Origin of the sequence: Chitinophaga nivalis (assembly GCF_025989125.1) — a bacterium.
Classification (GTDB): Bacteria; Bacteroidota; Bacteroidia; order Chitinophagales; family Chitinophagaceae; genus Chitinophaga; species Chitinophaga nivalis.
Genome location: NZ_JAPDNR010000001.1, coordinates 5,913,287 through 5,931,650 on the forward strand (window position 1 = coordinate 5,913,287; position 18,364 = coordinate 5,931,650).

General features: G+C 42.2%; 18 protein-coding genes and 1 pseudogene. 9 read left to right on the top strand and 10 right to left on the bottom strand.

Features of this window, described 5'->3' with window-relative positions; translation table 11 throughout:
- Window positions 1-29: 29 nt before the first annotated feature.
- The 7 genes from OL444_RS22195 to OL444_RS22225 all read right to left on the bottom strand — a co-directional run bounded on the left by OL444_RS22195 (window position 30) and on the right by OL444_RS22225 (window position 5,078).
- Window positions 30-287: a hypothetical protein gene (locus OL444_RS22195; RefSeq protein WP_264729652.1), complete on the bottom strand. Its 258-nt coding sequence runs from the start codon at window positions 285-287 to the stop codon at window positions 30-32.
- 13 nt (window positions 288-300) lie between these two features.
- On the bottom strand, window positions 301-1,215 hold the full coding sequence (locus OL444_RS22200) for an NmrA family NAD(P)-binding protein (protein ID WP_264729651.1): 915 nt from the start codon (window positions 1,213-1,215) through the stop codon (window positions 301-303).
- Window positions 1,202-1,609, bottom strand: a complete 408-nt coding sequence (locus OL444_RS22205) for a hypothetical protein (RefSeq protein ID WP_264729650.1) — start codon at window positions 1,607-1,609, stop codon at window positions 1,202-1,204. Before OL444_RS22205 ends, OL444_RS22200 begins: the two co-directional genes overlap by 14 nt.
- A 60-nt stretch (window positions 1,610-1,669) precedes the next feature.
- A complete protein-coding gene (locus tag OL444_RS22210) occupies window positions 1,670-2,083 on the bottom strand; it encodes a DUF2141 domain-containing protein (protein ID WP_264729649.1) in 414 nt (137 codons plus the stop codon).
- A 30-nt stretch (window positions 2,084-2,113) separates the two neighbouring features.
- Complete coding sequence (locus OL444_RS22215) at window positions 2,114-3,109, bottom strand: DUF6268 family outer membrane beta-barrel protein (RefSeq protein WP_264729648.1); 996 nt, start codon at window positions 3,107-3,109, stop codon at window positions 2,114-2,116.
- 66 nt (window positions 3,110-3,175) lie between these two features.
- Window positions 3,176-4,066: a helix-turn-helix domain-containing protein gene (locus OL444_RS22220; protein WP_264729647.1), complete on the bottom strand. Its 891-nt coding sequence runs from the start codon at window positions 4,064-4,066 to the stop codon at window positions 3,176-3,178.
- Between the two features lie 97 nt (window positions 4,067-4,163).
- Complete coding sequence (locus OL444_RS22225) at window positions 4,164-5,078, bottom strand: LysR family transcriptional regulator (RefSeq protein ID WP_264729646.1); 915 nt, start codon at window positions 5,076-5,078, stop codon at window positions 4,164-4,166.
- A 97-nt stretch (window positions 5,079-5,175) separates the two neighbouring features.
- On the opposite strand from OL444_RS22225, the gene OL444_RS22230 reads away from it, so the two are divergent.
- From OL444_RS22230 to OL444_RS22250, 5 genes are all read left to right on the top strand, one after another.
- Window positions 5,176-5,787: an NAD(P)H-dependent oxidoreductase gene (locus OL444_RS22230; protein ID WP_264729645.1), complete on the top strand. Its 612-nt coding sequence runs from the start codon at window positions 5,176-5,178 to the stop codon at window positions 5,785-5,787.
- Between the two features lie 27 nt (window positions 5,788-5,814).
- Window positions 5,815-6,816: an aldo/keto reductase gene (locus tag OL444_RS22235; RefSeq protein WP_264729644.1), complete on the top strand. Its 1,002-nt coding sequence runs from the start codon at window positions 5,815-5,817 to the stop codon at window positions 6,814-6,816.
- Entirely contained in the window at window positions 6,803-7,771 is a 969-nt protein-coding gene (locus OL444_RS22240) for a cyclase family protein (protein ID WP_264729643.1), read from the top strand. Before OL444_RS22235 ends, OL444_RS22240 begins: the two co-directional genes overlap by 14 nt.
- A gap of 151 nt (window positions 7,772-7,922) precedes the next feature.
- Complete coding sequence (locus OL444_RS22245; protein WP_264729642.1) at window positions 7,923-8,519, top strand: Crp/Fnr family transcriptional regulator; 597 nt, start codon at window positions 7,923-7,925, stop codon at window positions 8,517-8,519.
- A 60-nt stretch (window positions 8,520-8,579) separates the two neighbouring features.
- The gene (locus tag OL444_RS22250) at window positions 8,580-8,954 is read left to right on the top strand and encodes a DoxX family protein (RefSeq protein ID WP_264729641.1); all 375 of its coding nucleotides are present in this window, start codon (window positions 8,580-8,582) and stop codon (window positions 8,952-8,954) included.
- Window positions 8,955-8,956: 2 nt separating this feature from the next.
- Here the strand turns inward: OL444_RS22250 and OL444_RS22255 are convergent, their stop codons facing one another.
- Window positions 8,957-9,328 carry a winged helix-turn-helix transcriptional regulator gene (locus OL444_RS22255; protein ID WP_264729640.1) on the bottom strand — a complete coding sequence of 124 codons (372 nt, stop codon included), beginning with the start codon at window positions 9,326-9,328 and terminating at the stop codon, window positions 8,957-8,959.
- 93 nt (window positions 9,329-9,421) lie between these two features.
- Between OL444_RS22255 and OL444_RS22260 the strand changes: the two genes are divergently transcribed.
- Complete coding sequence (locus OL444_RS22260; RefSeq protein ID WP_264729639.1) at window positions 9,422-9,928, top strand: dihydrofolate reductase family protein; 507 nt, start codon at window positions 9,422-9,424, stop codon at window positions 9,926-9,928.
- A 283-nt stretch (window positions 9,929-10,211) separates the two neighbouring features.
- On the opposite strand, the gene OL444_RS22265 is transcribed toward OL444_RS22260, so the two are convergent.
- Window positions 10,212-11,012, bottom strand: coding sequence for a hypothetical protein (locus tag OL444_RS22265; protein WP_264729638.1), 801 nt, complete (start codon window positions 11,010-11,012; stop codon window positions 10,212-10,214).
- A 507-nt stretch (window positions 11,013-11,519) separates the two neighbouring features.
- Between OL444_RS22265 and OL444_RS22270 the strand changes: the two genes are divergently transcribed.
- The 3 genes and pseudogenes from OL444_RS22270 (at window position 11,520) to OL444_RS22280 (ending at window position 16,247) form a co-directional block, all read left to right on the top strand.
- Window positions 11,520-12,953 carry a S41 family peptidase gene (locus tag OL444_RS22270; RefSeq protein WP_264729637.1) on the top strand — a complete coding sequence of 478 codons (1,434 nt, stop codon included), beginning with the start codon at window positions 11,520-11,522 and terminating at the stop codon, window positions 12,951-12,953.
- 307 nt (window positions 12,954-13,260) lie between these two features.
- Window positions 13,261-13,401: pseudogene (locus tag OL444_RS22275) on the top strand (IS481 family transposase); the annotation flags it as partial.
- 35 nt (window positions 13,402-13,436) lie between these two features.
- Entirely contained in the window at window positions 13,437-16,247 is a 2,811-nt protein-coding gene (locus OL444_RS22280; protein ID WP_264729636.1) for a PIN domain-containing protein, read from the top strand.
- A gap of 1,368 nt (window positions 16,248-17,615) precedes the next feature.
- On the opposite strand, the gene OL444_RS22285 is transcribed toward OL444_RS22280, so the two are convergent.
- A complete protein-coding gene (locus OL444_RS22285) occupies window positions 17,616-18,335 on the bottom strand; it encodes a hypothetical protein (RefSeq protein WP_264729635.1) in 720 nt (239 codons plus the stop codon).
- Window positions 18,336-18,364 lie beyond the last annotated feature (29 nt).

An 18,364-nucleotide genomic window follows, 5' to 3' on the forward strand; every position in this document is an offset into this window, starting at 1 on the left:
AGGGTAGCTTACTGCGGGCTTTTCAAACTTTATTCATCAGTATCCGCGTTACGAACACGTGTCTGTACGGCGTTAACGTTAGCGCTCATGGCGCCACTGCTTTTAAGTAGCGGTGTGGCAGCCAGCATAAGGCAGCCCCAATACCTGCCAGGTAGTGCATACCGTGCATGTATCCACTTCCTGGCAGGCAACCTGTTATCTGGCAGATTCCAGCTGTTTTTATCTTCATGCCGGTGCATCAAACATGCTGCTACCCTGGCATATTGTATCATGTAGTATTTCGCCAAATCTGCTATCTTTTTAAAACAACATCCGCCAAACCGGTTTTCTTTTAAACAGCTGCCGGCATTCCTGCAGGTATTCATCCATGATACGCGGTTTTCTGGCTATCAGGTAAGTAACCGTATCCTCGTCTGGCTCCGGCATTTTAATGGCCAGGTCATCCAGTTCAACAATGTGCGTAGCCAGCCATTGGGGCAATCTGGCTCTGGTAGTTAATTGATGGAGTAACGCCTCCGGCGCAATGTCCACATATTCAATTTTGCGGCCGGTAACACGGGATAGCTTTGCTGCCATTTCAATGTTTGTGATGGCCTCCGGACCAGCCAGTACCACTGACTGTTCCCTTAACACTTCCGGCGTTAATAAATAATTCACTGCTACGGTGGCTACATCCCGGCAATCAATGTAGTTCCGTGCCGCATCTCCCAAAGACCCGTAAATTTTACCGAAATGCCGGATCGTAAAGGTATTTCGTTCCCAATTCTGCATAAACGCATAGGGTCTTAAACAACAGAAGTCATCGCTGTTCTGTGAAAGATACGCCTCTATTTTACGATGCCATTGGCTAACCTCCACTTTGGCGGGTGCATGCACCACCGGTGCGGACAATTTCACTATTCGTCTGACACCACAATATCTGGCGGCGTCAATGATATTCATTTCATATGCTACCTGGTTGGGGGATGTAGCTGTTAAAAGAAATACTGCATCTGCGCCCATACAGGCAGCCTTTAATTGGTTGATCGCATTTAAATCGGCGCTTACATAAGTGATATCCAAGCTACGGCTGCCTATCTCTATGGGATAAGGACGCTCCGGATTTCTAAGCACCCCTCTTACCACACAGTCGTGATCCTGTAGTTGCCGCATGACCTCTTTCCCTACTGTTCCTGTACAGCCAAAAACAACGATAGTCGGTTTAATTTTTTTCATCTTTATTATTTTTCACTTGTTGACGAATCGTTACTATGGCTGCGCCCAGAAAAGCAGAGAAGATAATATTAAACCGTTCTGATGGCAGTTGAAGTAAGTAAGTACACAATAGCCCCATGCCCATCATTAACAGGATGATCAGTGAGGATCTTATCGACTGGTTTTGTACAAACAACCCTCTTGCATCGCATTGCCAAAGCAGGATAAAACTACAAATGGTCGCTAACAGGGAAGACAATCCGATCGTTGTGTAGCTGGCCTGCATCAGTTCTTTTTTATGAAGAAAAAAACCGGACAGAAAAGACATACCTGTAGGAAATATATACGCAGGAACGGCCGCCGCTAACAAGGCACGCAGGCTGAAAGTAACAGGCTGATAATTATTATTTTTCATGAGAAGACGCAGGTGATAACATAACCGGCACTTTTCAGGCATGCCGGTTATGAACACGGTTTAATATAGTTTGATGGTTTGGGTTACCTGCTCCTTGTCTACTACGATGGCGCACTCACTAAATGTTGGTTTGGCTGTAGGCTGGAAGTTATTACCATATCCAACAGGTTCCTGCGGAATACCGAACCAATCCTGTTTTAATTTTTTGTTGTCATCCAGGTCCTGAAAAACCGTCACCGCATACGTGCCTTTTTGCGGCAAATCAACTATAAATGTCAGGGTTGCGTTATCGGCCTTTTCTATTTTGCTGATAAAGCTTTTTTTCAGAAAATCTGTTTTTTTATCGTAGATGTTCAACACCACATTGCCTTTACCTGGTGCCACATTGGCTACGCTAATGTGCAATTTTACCTGCTGCGCCTTCGCTAAAACAGATGCGCACACGACGAGGGTAGTCAGAATAATCGTTTTCATGTTTTCAGTTGTGTATTTAATAGACTTTATTTATTTCCGGCCGATACGATACGTCAGCGCCGCCTTTCCGTAAGCCATGTTGGAAAAAGAGAAATCATTCACTGTTTTCTGGTTGGTATCGAAAAGTTCATATTTATTGAAGAGTCCTACTCCTCCCTGCACCTGCAGCCAGACGCCGCCTATTAAACGACGCTGTACCTGCAAACCCGCATGAATCGTGGAGAATTGCGCGTAGTCCACTTCTTTTCCGTTTTCGCTCTGGTAGCTTTTCAGCTTAAACCGCGTCCAGTCTATGGAGCCAGCTATCCCTACCTGCGTATTGGCGTTTACGTTATAGAGTACATTCAACCGCGGCCAGTAAAACTGGGCCAGCCATTTTTTGTTTTTGCTGTGGTAATCAACGGAGATGCCTGGCGTGATCAAGGTTTCTCCGAAGGAATACATCGCGTGTACGCCGAAGCCGATTTCCAGATTCGATGCGGCGCCAAATTTTTTCGATACGCCGGCGATACCGTCTATGATCAGGTCATTGAAGGAAACGCCCTGTTTCGCTTCTGCAGCCAGGGTGGGCATGGCAATCACCAGTACCGACCATTTTTTTGAAATGGGATGCCGGACAATGATAATCGATTTTATTTCATGGATTCTTTCCAGCTGATGGGGATCATTATCGGTCTTGTGATCATAATTGAAATCCATCAGGCGATAGCTCAGGTTACTGAAAATGCTGGTGCGTCCGATTTTAATGGGAGGCACGGGCAGCCAGGCATCGTAGGTGTTGAGCTGAAACTTATTCCCCGACAACGCGCTTCCCGCAGGCAGGTCATTAAATGTAGCTTTGCCATGGGCCGTGACGGCAATGCCGCCAATATCCTGAATAATCTGGCTATGGCTTTTGTTGGAAAAGAGGAGCGATAAAAAAGCAGCTACACAAAGGCAGGATGTCCTGGTGGTAGCTTTACGATAAGGACTAATGCGGAGTTTACTCCTGATATGGCCGGTTTTAGCAACTATGACTGTTTTCATTTTCTTTGGATCTAATGATACAAAGGTGGCGTGAAAACAAGGATTGCTTTAAAACGAAACTATCCTTTATCCGGACAAATCCTGCATAAATGCCAGCCGGTATTCAGAGGGGGTTACACCGGTTATCTTCTTAAAAAGCCGCCCGAAATAGCTGGGATCATCATAATTAAGCTCAAAGGCAATTTCTGAAATGCCTTTGGTCAGGTCTTGTAACAGCAGCTGACTTTGCAGGATACATACTTTGTTGATCCATTCCTTTGGACTTTCGCCCATCGTTTCTTTGATACACCGGTGGAGATAATTTTCGGAAACGCATAGCTCACCGGCATAAAACAAGACCGTCTTCTCTGTCAGGTAGTGTTTATACACCAGTTCCTTAAACCGGAAAGTAATTTCGGCACTTCGGCTGATGCCCTTATTCAGGTCATTACTAGCCGTAAAGATCTTCTGCAACGCCGCCTGCAACAACGAATAGCAGATACCCAGATTGGGCGCCGGATTATAGATTTCTACGCTCAACAGTTCAAACAACGCCGTCAGCCAGACACTATGCGCTTCGGATATAGGGATGACGGTATTGATCGAAAAGAGTTTCATCAGCTCCTGTTTGGATAATAACTGATGGAGTATTTTGTCTTCAAATAAAACAATATGCCCGGCCGCATCGGCGCTCACCTCTTTTAGGGAAGTAACGTTTCCTTGCCTGACAAACAGAATTTCATTGGCTTTGATGGCTCTCACATCCGCATCCACCTGCTGTTTGGCGTTTCCTTTGGTAATATGTACAATGAAATTGTATTCCGGCCGGTGCAGCGGCGTAGGTACTTTAATGAACCCGGATGTTTTGCTGATATCATGAATCTGAACAGGCGTCTTCAGAATCGTAAAATCAGCCGACATTTCTGACATAAACCGTCCCCTGAAATCAGTGGCAGTGATGCGTTTTATTTTAGACATCGTGTAAAGCTAAAAGTATAAATGTTGATAAGGGGTATAAACGCCCGTTAAAAAAACAAGCGCCCTGCTTCATCGACACCCAACTACCGGGTAACCCCTATTTCTCCGTTGTTATTTCCCATTTTTCCTGGAGTAACTGTTCCAATTGCCCGATTTCCTGCTGGTACATGGTCTTCTTCCGCGTGCCGAAATACAGCGTATTCTCCAGCGGGTGGGTACCTTCCCAGGCTATCTTTATTTTTCCTGAAGCAATGGCTTCTGAACAAAGAAAATCCGGCACCACCGAAAATCCGTTACCATCACTCAAACAACGGATAATGGAGCTGATATTGGGCACAATAAAATTCGGACTGAAATCCGGATGTTCGCCAAAATGCCTTACCCAGAAATTTTTCAGGTGCTCCATGTCTGCCGCCGTACTATACCAGAGCTGCTGCTTCAACAAGCTGGTGGCTTCTTTCGTTTTGCCCTGCGCAAACAAATCTTCCAGTTCAGCTGTTTCGGTTTTGTTGCCTGCTATCAATACAATCTTCTCTTTGGAGAATGGCAGGTATTGCAGATTCTGTTGTTGTCCTTTTTGTGGCGTAATGATCAGGTCCAGCAGGCCATTATCCAGATCCTGCTGCATCTGCGGATATTCTCCGAATTTGATGATCAGGTTAAAGGGCAGATTTGCAATATGTTCTTCCAGTGTGTATTGAAACGTTTCAAAACACATCCCCACACTAATCGTTGCCCGCTCTTCTTTCGAGCGTTTGTGAAAGTGCTCTTCTCCTGTTTCCAGTTTTTTCAGGGGGTCCAGTATGTAGTTGTACAGGATCTTTCCTTTTTCTGTAGGCACCATCTTTCTGGCAGACCGGTCAAACAGTTTATATCCGGTAAAGGCTTCCAGCGAGTTTAAATGAAGGCTTACCCCTGGCTGGGAAACAGATAATTCCTGCGCGGCAGCAGAGAGTGTTCCGGCTTCATATATGGCTTTAAACGTTCGCAACCATTCGAGATTCCATGGCATAACTATAATTTTTATGATACAATACTGCAATTTAAGTTATTTGTGTGATATATAAAAGTGATAGAAATTTGCAGTATCAATAATTAAAATTATAGAAATGAAGATATTCATTATCAATGCAGGACAAGTCTTTGCGCACTCCGGTGGCAGGTTTAACAGCTTGCTAACGAGCTGGACAACCGCACACCTGGCCCAAAACGGGTTCGAGTATCGGGTGGTCAATATCAATGAGGATTTTGATGCCATGGCCGAAGTGGAAAACTTCAAATGGGCTGACCTCGTTATCTACCACACCCCCATCTGGTGGTTTCAGGTACCCAATCGTTTAAAAAAATATGCAGACGAAGTATTCACGGCCGGTCATCAGAATGGGATGTACGCCAGCGACGGCAGAAGCCGGAAAAACCCGGCTATTAATTATGGTACCGGCGGACTATTGCAGGGCACCAAATATATGGTCACCACTACCTGGAATGCCCCCGAGACCGCCTTTACGCTGCCGGGTGAATTTTTCGATCAAAGATCCGTGGATGACGGCGTATTGTTCGGCTTTCATAAGATGAACCAGTTCGTAGGCATGGACCGCATTACCGGCTTCCATTTTCATGACCTGGAAAAAAACGCCCCCCCGGAACGGATCAATCACTATCATCAGGACTACCTCCGACACCTGGAACAGGTACTGCAGGAAGAAAAACAATTATCCTGATTATCATCTCACGAAAAAATATAAAAAATGGAATACAGAAAATTAGGGAATACCAACCTGGAATTATCCGCTATTACTTATGGCGCCTTCGCTATCGGCGGTAACATGTGGGGCGGTAACGAGCAAAAAGACTCTATCGCATCAGTAAAAGCCTCCATCGACAATGGCGTAACCACCCTGGATACGGCGCCGTTCTACGGTTTCGGACTCAGTGAAGCCATGATTGGTGAGGCTATCAAAACATATGACAGGACTAAGATTCAGCTGCTCACCAAATTCGGCCTCGTATGGGATGGCAGTAACCAGGGGAAAGGTGAATTTTTCTTTGATGCAGAAGAAGACGGCAAAAAAATACCGGTTTATAAATATGCCTCCAAAGCCAGCATCGTGAAGGAAGTGGAAGAAAGTCTCCAACGTCTGCAGACAGACTACATTGACCTGTTGCAGATCCACTGGCCGGACAGTACCACCCCCATTGCAGACACCATGGAAGCGCTGGAACAGCTGATACAGCAAGGAAAAATCCGCGCAGCAGGAGTGAGTAACTACAGCGTTGACCAACTGACAACCGTCCGGAACACCGTAAACATTGCCAGCAACCAAATGGGTTATAGTATGCTGAACCGGGATATTGAAAAAGACCTGGTGCCTTACGCCCTGAAAAATGACGTGGGTATCATCGTGTATAGCCCAATGGAAAGGGGATTACTGACCGGTAAATACTTCAAAGATGATAAACTGAAAGCGAACGATCATAGAAATGGATACTTCCAGCAGTTTGATTTAACGAAGGTGAAAACATTCCTGGATACCATTGCCCCGATAGCGGCAGCCAAAAATGCCACCTTATCTCAGCTGGTATTACGCTGGACCAGCCTGCAACCGGCTATTACTGTAGTACTGGCAGGTGCCAGAAACGCCGCACAGGCGATCGACAATGCGAAAGCCATGGATATTCAGCTCACCACAGAAGAAATGAGCTTTATCAATAACGCACTTACAAAAATTCAGGAAAATGAAAATCAATAACCTCCTGTTATCAGGTGTGCTGCTATTGGGCGCTGTTCACGCAGCGGCCCAGCAGCCAGCCACCCTTATAGATCCTGTAGACACCACCTGGTACAACGCTCCCTATGGGAAAGGTGACGAAATTGGTGCCGCTAATTTAATCACCCCCGAACTGGTCTTACAATCTGTTAAACTCGTCAAAAAGGGGAAAACACTACCGCTGGCGGTGCCCATGGATAAAAACCTGCCGGCCTTCCGCCACCGCAGCTTTCACCTCTATAATATTCAGCCCGGAGAACAAGGTGGAAAAACACTGGGCCCTAATCAATTCAGCTTTAATGATGAACTGGTCAATGGCTGGACTGGCGTAGGTACCCAGCTCAATGGCATCGGTCATATCGGTATCGGCAATGTTTATTATAACGGCAACAAAGCGGTGGATTTTGTAACCGTGGAAGGCGTAAAAAAACTGGGCATCGAAAAAGTACCGCCCATCGTTACCCGTGCAGTATTACTGGATATGACCACCTATTATAAAAAAGACATCGTGCCAGGCGGAACGGAATTTACCGTCGCCGATATACAGGCGGTGCTGAAAAAAGAAGGCATCACCATCAAAAAGGGCGACGTGATATTATTTAACACCGGCTGGCTGGAATTAATCGGAAAAGACAACCGCCGATTCCTGGAAACAGAACCCGGCATAGGCATGGAAGCCGCACAATGGCTGGCCGCACAAGGTATTGTGGCCTTTGGTGGCGACACCTGGGCATCAGAAGTATATCCTAATCCGAAAAGCCAGGAAGAGTTTCCCATCAACCAGTTTTTACTGGCGAAGAAAGGTATTTACAACCTGGAATTAATTGATACCAGGCCGTTAGTGAAGGAGAAAGTATGGGAGTTTCTGTTTGTGCTGGGACAACCCTTATACGTTGGTTCCACACAGGTGAATGTTAATCCTGTTGCGATCTACTAATTGTATAAAAATAAATACCGGAGAAAAAAGGTTGGAAGAAAATGTCTTCCAACCTTTTTATGTTTCATACGCTCTCTCCCCTGCTCCTATCACAGGTTACCCACTATCAGGATTTCCTCATCATCTATTTTCTTTGCTTATTTTTGCGGCCATGTCAGTTCCGTTATACGATCCTTCCCTGAATGATTTTTTTGATATCATCAAAACATTCATCACCCTTTCTGCCGACAGCAAACTTACGATGGCCAACATCCTTGAAAAAAAAGAGCTGCCCAAGGGGCATCACCTGGTCAGCGCCGGATCTGTATGCCGCCATGTATATTTCATAGAAAAAGGACTGACCCGGACCTACTACCTGAAAGATGGAAAAGATGTCACCGACTGGATCAGTGTAGAAAAAACCATGGCTACTTCCATCGTCAGCTTTATCACCGGCATGCCGGATATCCGCAGCATAGAACTGCTGGAACCAACGACACTATGGGCTATCAGCCATGATGATCTGCAAAAGCTGTACGATGAAAACCACGAAATAGAACGTTTCGGGCGGATACTCGTCAGCTACGGACTGGTACAAATGCAGCAACGCTTTGATGACCTTCACTTTGCCACCGCCCGGGAACGTTACCGGAAACTCATGCAACAGCACCCTACGATTGTACAGCGGGTGCCCCTGGCAATGGTAGCTTCCTACCTGGGCATCACCCCAGAAACGTTGAGCCGTATCCGTGCCGATTATACTAATTGATAAATGTCAAGGGAAAAAATGCGTAGGGCGTCCATCTTTGTCGTACAAAACAACAAGGTTATGCACACACTTTTATGGATCCTGCAGGGCTTACTGGCCGCTATCTTTGGTTATTCCGGCATTATGAAATCTTCCCAGAAAAGAGATAAACTGGTACAGGTAGGTCAAACGGGCGTCGCCAACTTATCCTATCCACTGATCCGGTTTATCGGTATCACTGAAATATTAGGCGCCATCGGCATCATAGTTCCCCAGGCGACGGGTATACTGCCGCATCTCACCGCTGTTTCCGCGCTGGGTTTTGCCGTAATCATGCTCCTCGCTGCGCCCATACACTACAAACGCCACGAACCTGCAGCTACGGCTTTTAATATATTCTTACTGCTGGTATCCTTTGCTGTAGCCATACTGCGGTATCCGGGAGGTCTACGATAGTATTACCCGGTACGACGACTATTATTCATCACCTTCTTCCGGTGCTTGGTGCCAAACGTTAGCAAGGCCGTAAATACGTCCCGTGTTTCATCGGCATAGGCGGTCAGTGAATAGGAAACGGTGACAGGCTTCGTATTATTGACCGTTTTGGTGATGAGGAAGTTTTGCTCCATTTGCCGAAGCTCTTCTGTTAAGACTTTCGGAGAGATACCTGCAATCTCTTGCTGCAGATCTTTGAACCGCATGGTGCCAAAATAAGACAGGTTCTGGAGGATACATATTTTCCATTTACCGCCCAATAGTTCGATCGCATCTCTCAATGCCAGCGAAACTTCTTTTCCTGCAGTTCTTTCGCAGCGTGTTATTAATGTCATGGCCATTCAGATTAGTTACTTTCCTCCAGGTAACGGATAGTGCCCGGAAGTTAAAAGTAAAATATTTTTACCGGCAGATATAAAACTGACATCATGAAAATAGCACTAATTGTAAATATTGCAGCCAACGGAAAAGTATTATTGTCCGAAAACACCAGCTATCAGGCGCCGCAGGAAGCCATCCCCTTATTTATGGAAGTAGCTACCCGGGCGGGCAACCTGGTCATGGGCAGGAGCACCTTTGAGATGTTACAAAAGGTCTTCCCCGATGTTAAAGCTGCTTTCCCCGGGGTAGAATTGGTAGTAATATCGGCCTCCACTCCCACCACTGATTACAAAGTGGTAGGAAGTCCGGAAGAAGCGATCGATTACCTGACTGAAAAAGGCAGCGTAGAAATTGCCGTTGGTGGCGGCCCCATTACGTACAATGCCTTCCTAGAAAAAGACCTGGTCACAGATCTCTATTTTAATATCCTGCCCGTGGTAGTGGGTCATGGCGGTGTTTTAGTAACAGATGATGCATTAACTACCCGATTTAAACTCGTGTATCATAAGGGAATAGGTGCGGATATTGTACAGCTGTATTTAACCAGGGAATAACCAGCTATCCGGATACCAGCACAGCAGTACACCTATGGCACTCCTCTTCACTGTCTGCTACTGTCGGTACATCCTTCTGCAGTAGTATACGACCATGCCAACGAGAAAGACTATACGTAAATAATCCAGGTTATTTCATGGATTGTTATTTCATCCGCTGCTTACCAGTAGCTTTCCCTAAAAGATGGCCACCCTGTTTCTGCCGGCGGTGAGATAATGATCCTCATTGCAAAAAAGTCAGGACTGTATCTCACAGTCCTGACTTTTTCGGTGAAGCTTGCTATTACCAGGATGGAAAATAGACACGTATCCATCTGCCGTTACTAACGGTGTCCGTTCTAAACGGTTTCTTATCCCACACGTAATCCAGGTATGCCGGCTTACAGATATAATTTTCGTTGCTGACGCTATTAAAAGAAAGTTTATTGATTTTCACATCATTATCCTTGTATTCAGGATATAAACAGCTTCCCCCCATAGAAGGATACTTAATAGCTGCATAGATCTTATCCGTCGTATTAGGAACAACATTGGAGAACGATGTCCATTCAAGTTCCGGCGTATAATACTTCCACTGGTTAGTTGGATTGTAATAATACTTTAAATTCATCACCGGATTAGACGCCAGGGCAGTGGCTTTATAAACAGGATTGCCCGGATTGGTGGTGGCATTATAAATAGTGACACTGGTAGAAGCACTGGTAGTACTACCGCTTTTCGTAACTTTGGCGGTAAGCGTACCACTGGTTAATGCCGGCGATACATTAAACGTAACATACACCCCTGAATTAGCACTCACATTGGCTGTTTTCCAACCGAGAGAAGATGAACCTCCGCTCTTTAATTCTATCTGGAAAATCTCCGCATTGAACGTGTTATTGGTAAAATGCACGGTAGCTGACCCGTAGCCGGTAGAAGAAGTATAGTCCAGATAAAAATCTGTTATTTCACTATTCATCAGGAGGCTTACCCCATCTTGTTTGGTGAACGCTGTTTGAGCAGATACGTCTGCCTCCATTTGAGCGGGCTTACTACAGGAGCATATTGCCAATGCAATAACGGGAATGAGTCGAACCTTTTTCATGAGAACGTGGTTTTTTGTGATGAATTGATTAAGAGTATGAGATAATACGGGTTTGTTTAAGTTGCTACCCACTTTCATTTACTACTACCGATCGGGGGACTGGGATTATATAATATCAATATAAAAATAAAATTCGACATCAGGAAGGAACTTTACCATACATGAAAAGATGGCGAATCGCCTGTTGACGGGGGATTGATAGTTGCTACCGTAGAAAGGGTGATTCTGTGGATAAGGCATTTCTTCAAAATCTCTACCTATCTATGATTCCATAAATATCCTTGAATGAGCGCCATCTGCGTCCATTTAGATATGCTACAGCAGACAGCGAAGACGTTAAAACTTAATCCTTAATCGCTATAACACACTTTCTGTAATACTCCCCCTTCACCGTCAAATCTATTATTCATAATACGCCAAATACCGTATCTTAGTTGATGTAATCTGTTCCGGATATCGTGTTAGCAACACATCTTGTCCATACCTGTAGAATAAAAAACATTTTAGATGAACTTGAAGTTATTATCAGCACTTTTATTTTTTACAACCAATTTCGCACTTGCGCAAAACACAGCATTTAAAAAGCCAGGATTGCTTGACAAATCGTTAAAAAAAGACAGCCTTATCGCCGAGTTCTCAGCACTATATCATCTAACCAATACAATTCATCCCGGACAATTTATGTTTTGTTCAAAAAATGAATTTGACAAAACGTATCTTTCTTTAAAAAACAGCATAAAAACTGATCTTTCACTGGTAGCATATTATAAATTAACCGCCACCTTAATGGCAAAAATAAAAGACGGACATACAGCAGTTGATAGGGGGCAAATTATTGACTTACTGCATGACAGATTAGTTTTTCCTTTCAGCATCTATAAAATCAAGAACAATTATTACTTGGATAAATCATCTCCAGAAAATAAGGATTATGCCGGATTGAGGATTTTAAAAATAAATGGGCAAGACATCCATTCCGTGGTGAACGACATTAAACAATACGTTCATCTTGAAGGCAGAAACGAAACTGGATTAAATACCCGATTTAGTAATTTCCCCTTTTATTATTTCATTTACAATCAAACAGAAAAGTTTGAAATTGAATATGTAGATAGTAACAATCATAAACTGAAAGGCACCTTTAGTGGAATGCCATTTAAGACATATACCGGTAATATTTCAGAAAAAACAGTCCCTTTAACAACAACTTTCAACACAAACGATCTAGCTATTTTAAAATTCCGTTCCTTTGAAAATGGTTATAATGAAACGGACAGAAAAATGGCAGAAAAACAACTAGACCACTTTTTCACACAACTCGACAGTTTAAAAACCAAAAATCTAATTATCGATTTACGGGATAATAGTGGCGGTTCTGCAGATATTGCCAACTACTTATTTTCATACTTAACCAGTACCCCTTATTACTATTTTGATTACACAGGAGCAAAATACAACAGTGTAAAAGAATGGAAGCATTACGCGCAATATCCAGACAATATCGAAGAAATAGATTTGAATGAAACAAAACGCAAGCATGGATTAAACTGCTACACTGAAACTGATAGTACAGATTATTGGTGGTTTGAACTACAACGAAACAAAGCGAATTTTTACAAAGGGAAGATCAGCGTTTTGATAAATGGTGGCTGTTTTTCAACCACCGGACATCTATTAGCATTGATGAGGGAACATAAAATCGGGAAATTTTACGGAGAATATTCACAAGGGAGCAATTATAGCAATTCGGGCGGACAAGCATTTGTTTTGCCTTATTCCAAAACATTGGTTTGGATACCCACTTTTCAATATAGAATGAGAACACCCCATTTTATAAATGATCCAAAAGGAATTAAGCCGGATGTTGAAATACAAGTACAGCCAAATGATCTAAGAACGGGATTTGACGGGCAAATTGAATTTATTGTTAAGCAGCTATAGTGGTTTGATGGGTATTTTGAGGTCTGTGCTAAAAACAAAAAGCCTGAAATCCCATAGTCTCATGGAACGGTAGTGTTACATAAAGTGTATTATAGAGATTAAAGATCCAGTTTCAATCGATCACTAAATTATGGAAATCATGACTTTGGTTGACAGTTTTTATCTTGTTAATCAAATGTCTATATATGATTCCAAAGGAACTATCAGATATTCGTAGAAAGCTTAGGGTAATTCAACATGGCCAAGAGTCCGGGAATGTGTCAAAAACCTGTCGATACTTTGGTATAACCAGGAAAACCCACTATCTCGGGCATTGAAAATATATAGCAAGCATAATCAAAGCTGCGTAATTCAATTTGTAGACTATACATGGAGCAAATTTCCATTCCGAATTCATACTATTCAAACAGATAACGGACATGAATTTCAGACGCAATTTCATTGGCATTGCAAAACTCATTATAATTAATTATCCTTCGAATTATGACAACTTATGTTCTGATCGATACCTGCAATCTACGTCGGCTAATATCAAAAACTGAAATTGGCCATCAGCTAAAAAGACTTACCCATTGGGCGGAAAATGAACACGTTCGGCTATTGGTACCTGAAGGACTGATCACCGAATGGGAAAAACACCGGAAAAAAGAGCACGATGCAATTAGGCATAGCATAAAAAAACATGCAGATGTTGTAAAGGCAAATAAGCTAATGATTAACGTGGATAGACCCATTCTAACTACAGTAGCACAAAAACTATTAGAAACGCAAATAGAAATGGTAGATAGGCTACTTGCGGAAGGGCAGCAGGTTAAGGTCTCCCCTACAGTTTTACAAATTGTATATCAACTCGAGCAAAGTAAACAACCTCCCTTCCGAACGAAATTTGATAGTCGCCCTGACGCCTATTGCATTTTCAGCACCATGGAATATTGTGTGACGCACAGTATTGATGAATTATACTTTATATCTGATAATTATACCGATTTTGCCGACCAAAATTTTGACATTTACCTTCACCCAACTATACAAGAAAAATTTCCGGATTGTAACGTAAAATACTTCCGAAATTTAGATAGCTGCTTCTCGCGGCTGGAAGAGGCAGGATTGCCAATGCTTACTTCACCAAAATCAGCAGTGCACCATGTTCGCCAGATATGGAAAGTAGATATGGCCGCGCCCATAATTGATCAGGTATATGAATATCTACAATTAGCCTTTAAGGAATGGAATTTCTTACCTAGGCAAATTCTTCACGATCAATACCCATTTTTAATCGATGATAAGCCACGGTTTAATAAACGTCCATTCACAATACATACCGACAACTCACAAATTACAGAACTCCTCACTGGCATAAAAATCGAAGATGGCAAGTATATCCATACGAATAAGGACCTACTGGAAGGCGTCTACGAGCCTGAAAAAAAACTGAAAACTATTATTGCAACGCTTTCCCGTAACCTAGTACGTTCTGTTGCCAATAATGATGATGGCCGTGAAGGCACAGAAATCATCAATCTCAGTATGATAAACCTTCCCACCGCTACAGGTAAGTTTGAGAGGTTTGAATTCCAGGATTTATTTGACCTGGATGCAACAGTCCAAGACAGTACAGAAAAAATATTGGAAGTGGCTGCTATCCAGTTCCGGATGGGCCATATTGACGAAGCCGCACAAAGCCTATTGCTTGCCGTTAAAAGAGCCACCGAGTATTCAGAAAATGTCCTATACTTCATAGCCCAATACAATCTATCCATATTGAAAATAATGCTACACGGCTATTACTATCCAAATCAGCAGCCTGTAACAAATATGAAAGAGCTAAAAGAGATAGATGTATCAACAATATTCAATTACTGTAAGAACTCAGAAAATGAGTCTCTGCTGAAACGAATAATAGACGAGGATTTTCTTACCGAATTTAATTTTCAAATCCACCAATTGGTAGGCAAAATCAGGGCTGATTATTACACCCAAAATACCGGGCATAATGGATATACGAAAGAACTTCTCTTTCAATATATGGAGTTTAAGGGATTTATCTTTTACAATCACCTGTTCGCTGAAATCTATGATCATTTCCAACAAACCAGTAATGTATTTATTGAAGGATTGCTAGCATCCTATGCATGTCAGGACGAACTGGGAGGAAAACTTAGGTATTTTCATGATCAGTTACTTTTTATTATGGTACATTATGGCAAGTACGAGAATATCCGTGAATATATTGACCGATATGGCATCACCGCTATCACTTACGAGCAAACAGAGCAACGAAAAGGGTTTGTAGATATTTTTCTTAGTTTCTTAAAAGCATATGATCAGGTAGCTGCCGCCGATAAGGCTTGCAAAAATATACCAACAAAGGTTTTCTGGCACAATTACAACCATTACTTTCATAATTTCCTGTTATTGACCAGTTATTTAAACCTTTCAGCCGATCAGGATTTCCTTATTGCGGACCACCTACTGGCATTCTTAAAAAAGGAGCAAAATCTGCGATTCCATCCACTACTACAAGTGTTAGCGATATTTATCAAGAAAAAAGGAAAACACATTCCCGTTGATCTGCTACTTCCCTACCTTGAACTATGCATTTTACATCCAAAGTTCAGGGACGATTATCTGACTCATAACATTTGCGAAGAACTGAAAGAAAAAACTGGATTTCCATTTGATATAAGTTCTGAAACATTTTCAGTTTTCAAACAGGCATTTCTACCCATCCCACATACTGCTGATATTTCAGATAATATCGGTATTATTGAACGGGTCTATAATTCAATAACTGACCAGGGGAATAAGAACGAAATTTCCCTATACATTACTCAAATACTTGAAAGAAGCTTTAGGCCATATCTGTTTTATAGAGCTATTATATCCGGTATCATAGCATTATCGGATACAATGACGAAAAAGTATCATATTGCGATGGCTGAATATATCAGTAAACTGGAAAAATCCCAAGATCATTATGAGCACTTAAATTTTTCTGACGAGATGATAGATAGCTATCTGAATTTTGTTTTCATGGAAAATTATATCCTGCCGGATCCAGTACAAAGTGACCTATTAGAAATGGGGCTATATTATCGATGGCTACTAAATATAGACACCTTCGATTACTCGAAATTCAATTACAAATGGCTATCCCGACACTTTACCATTTACTATAAAACGCGATTTATGCAATCGACAATACTAAAACATCACCTTTTGGAATATATACGTCAAAATCCAAAATCACCAGCGCAGGGTGTATTTATCCGGATCTTTAACATAGATGACTAGTGACAGAATAAAGCCGCTATGAACGCTGTTCGAATCCATCACTCCCACAGTAGTGGCGCCTCCCCCTACTTTAAATGTACTTATGTTGTGATTTTACCGTTTCGGAAAGATGTTGTATACTACTTTCATATTCATTCAGGAAGATTTCAGCAATTGTTCGTTTTTCCATATTGCTGAGAGATTTGAGAAGTCGGTGCTCATCTGTAATTGATTGCATTTTCCGGTAGAATGTAGGTTCACTCCAGCCTAGCTCAGCGCAGATTTTCTTTTTTATGGTATTGGGCAGATCGTTAGCCCTATTATACAGAATGGATAGCAGGTTTATTTCCTTCATCTCAGGATTACACGATATACCTATACTTTTACCTCTGTTTGTCATAACAATGATTTTAAGTTTGATAAATATTTTAAGGTTTCAATGCGGATATATAATATAGATAGCCTCCAATGTCTTTATTAGTCTATCATAAAACAATATGATTCTGCCGGCATTACTATGCTCATTCTGTAGCACATCAATCAGTTGTTCCCATAAAATCTCCCTAACTTCAGTGATGGAATAATCCCAGCTGAAATCCTGTAGTACCTCATTGGGGTTTTGTATTTCATGAATCGTTAGATGAAACGGCTTTTTATGCCATTCGGGATATTGATCATTCATGAATATTGATTTAGTTTTTAAATAATAACCAGCGGTAGAGAAATCTATAGCTGGAATTCATTTACGCTCCTCCTTTGCACTATGATTAATTAGTTGTTTATGGAGAACCGGGAGTAAAATACCTTGTAGATGCTTAAATAATCTGGCTAATTGATTCAGGTTTAATAGTCCATTTCGCCTTATCTATGTCAACTTGTTGATTGCCAAAAGATAATTCTATCGATATGGTGACAATGCAGCCGACACAACCTCCGCGACAGGTAGTGAAGTTGCCTGTCATTCTTCTTATTGATCAACTAGCTGTAACACAATTATTTTATTTCATTCCATTATAAATAGCCCTTCGCCCTGATTTTGTAGGGCTTTATTTTGCTGTGTTTTATCCAATCATAAATAGGAGGCTTGGTAACCTGAAATAGCTGACAGCCCTTATCGATTTTATAAAGGGGCTTATAGATGAGGCCGGGGCACGTATTCGCTGCCTGTCCGGTTGGTAGACTTCTTCACGTGCCAATACACGCAGCATATACCTAAACTGTTCCAGCTCAATCAGGAACAGTTTGGGCGCTGTCGTCTGCACATTTATTTCGTTCTTTTCCATATTACACCGATTTATACAGCAAATATGGTTACCCAGGAAAAAGGAAACGAGTTAAGTATACTTGTTTGGCAAAAAAAAGAGAGGTTTGGTCGTATATTCCGAATGACTACGGCCTTTGAAATTGTTGCTCCAACTGCTTTAGCCGTTGGATACCTTCATCAAACTGCATTGTTTCTAAGATAACATAGGCTTCTTCAAAACTTTTACCTACTTCTACAAGATGGCGATGTTCCAGTTTAGCCCTTTTATCTTTTTTATAGATCAAATCAAGTGCTTTTTTGATACCACCAGGGTCTGACCCGAAAATTTTGTGCAACAGGTCCGCACATTTATCACTGGGGGTTAGGTAGTTAGCTTTGCTGGCTTTGTCAAATGCGTAGAAAAAAAGCACTAAGGCACGGTTTGTTAACTGGTCTTGTTTACACTTCTCCAGCCATGCACGCTCACGTCCTTCATACACAGCTATCACCGTTTCTAACTTTGGCAGAAAATCACCCGTAAAGACGGGGCGATAAAGAAGGAAATACAACGGCAGATATACGATTATTCCCACCGTCACGCAGATAATCATGTACATACCATTCAATTGATCATTATAAAACCAGACAGCAGCAGTGGCTACAACGACCAAAAGCAAATAATGCCAAAGCGCATTATTCCAATACTCATTGATCAACTGGTGGCGTGTTGCCTCCGCCGGCCAACTGGCGTAAATGTCACGCTTCCTTTCATGGGTTTTGCGAAAACGGGAATAAATGTAACTGTATTTAACGGGGAGGTCAAAGGTGAAAAAGGATTTCAACTGCTTCAAGTTCAAACTTCTCATATCCTTGTATTTATTAGGTTCAGAAAACA

What these genes read in the sequence shown, in the direction of transcription:
- OL444_RS22280 (WP_264729636.1), top strand. Translation starts at nt 13,437, where the DNA reads ATGACAACTTATGTTCTGATCGATACCTGCAATCTACGTCGGCTAATA.
- OL444_RS22285 (WP_264729635.1), bottom strand. Translation starts at nt 18,335, where the DNA reads ATGAGAAGTTTGAACTTGAAGCAGTTGAAATCCTTTTTCACCTTTGAC.
- OL444_RS22250 (WP_264729641.1), top strand. Translation starts at nt 8,580, where the DNA reads ATGCACACACTTTTATGGATCCTGCAGGGCTTACTGGCCGCTATCTTT.
- OL444_RS22270 (WP_264729637.1), top strand. Translation starts at nt 11,520, where the DNA reads ATGAACTTGAAGTTATTATCAGCACTTTTATTTTTTACAACCAATTTC.
- OL444_RS22255 (WP_264729640.1), bottom strand. Translation starts at nt 9,328, where the DNA reads ATGACATTAATAACACGCTGCGAAAGAACTGCAGGAAAAGAAGTTTCG.
- OL444_RS22225 (WP_264729646.1), bottom strand. Translation starts at nt 5,078, where the DNA reads ATGCCATGGAATCTCGAATGGTTGCGAACGTTTAAAGCCATATATGAA.
- OL444_RS22260 (WP_264729639.1), top strand. Translation starts at nt 9,422, where the DNA reads ATGAAAATAGCACTAATTGTAAATATTGCAGCCAACGGAAAAGTATTA.
- OL444_RS22265 (WP_264729638.1), bottom strand. Translation starts at nt 11,012, where the DNA reads ATGAAAAAGGTTCGACTCATTCCCGTTATTGCATTGGCAATATGCTCC.
- OL444_RS22200 (WP_264729651.1), bottom strand. Translation starts at nt 1,215, where the DNA reads ATGAAAAAAATTAAACCGACTATCGTTGTTTTTGGCTGTACAGGAACA.
- OL444_RS22205 (WP_264729650.1), bottom strand. Translation starts at nt 1,609, where the DNA reads ATGAAAAATAATAATTATCAGCCTGTTACTTTCAGCCTGCGTGCCTTG.
- OL444_RS22215 (WP_264729648.1), bottom strand. Translation starts at nt 3,109, where the DNA reads ATGAAAACAGTCATAGTTGCTAAAACCGGCCATATCAGGAGTAAACTC.
- OL444_RS22245 (WP_264729642.1), top strand. Translation starts at nt 7,923, where the DNA reads ATGTCAGTTCCGTTATACGATCCTTCCCTGAATGATTTTTTTGATATC.
- OL444_RS22235 (WP_264729644.1), top strand. Translation starts at nt 5,815, where the DNA reads ATGGAATACAGAAAATTAGGGAATACCAACCTGGAATTATCCGCTATT.
- OL444_RS22230 (WP_264729645.1), top strand. Translation starts at nt 5,176, where the DNA reads ATGAAGATATTCATTATCAATGCAGGACAAGTCTTTGCGCACTCCGGT.
- OL444_RS22240 (WP_264729643.1), top strand. Translation starts at nt 6,803, where the DNA reads ATGAAAATCAATAACCTCCTGTTATCAGGTGTGCTGCTATTGGGCGCT.
- OL444_RS22220 (WP_264729647.1), bottom strand. Translation starts at nt 4,066, where the DNA reads ATGTCTAAAATAAAACGCATCACTGCCACTGATTTCAGGGGACGGTTT.
- OL444_RS22210 (WP_264729649.1), bottom strand. Translation starts at nt 2,083, where the DNA reads ATGAAAACGATTATTCTGACTACCCTCGTCGTGTGCGCATCTGTTTTA.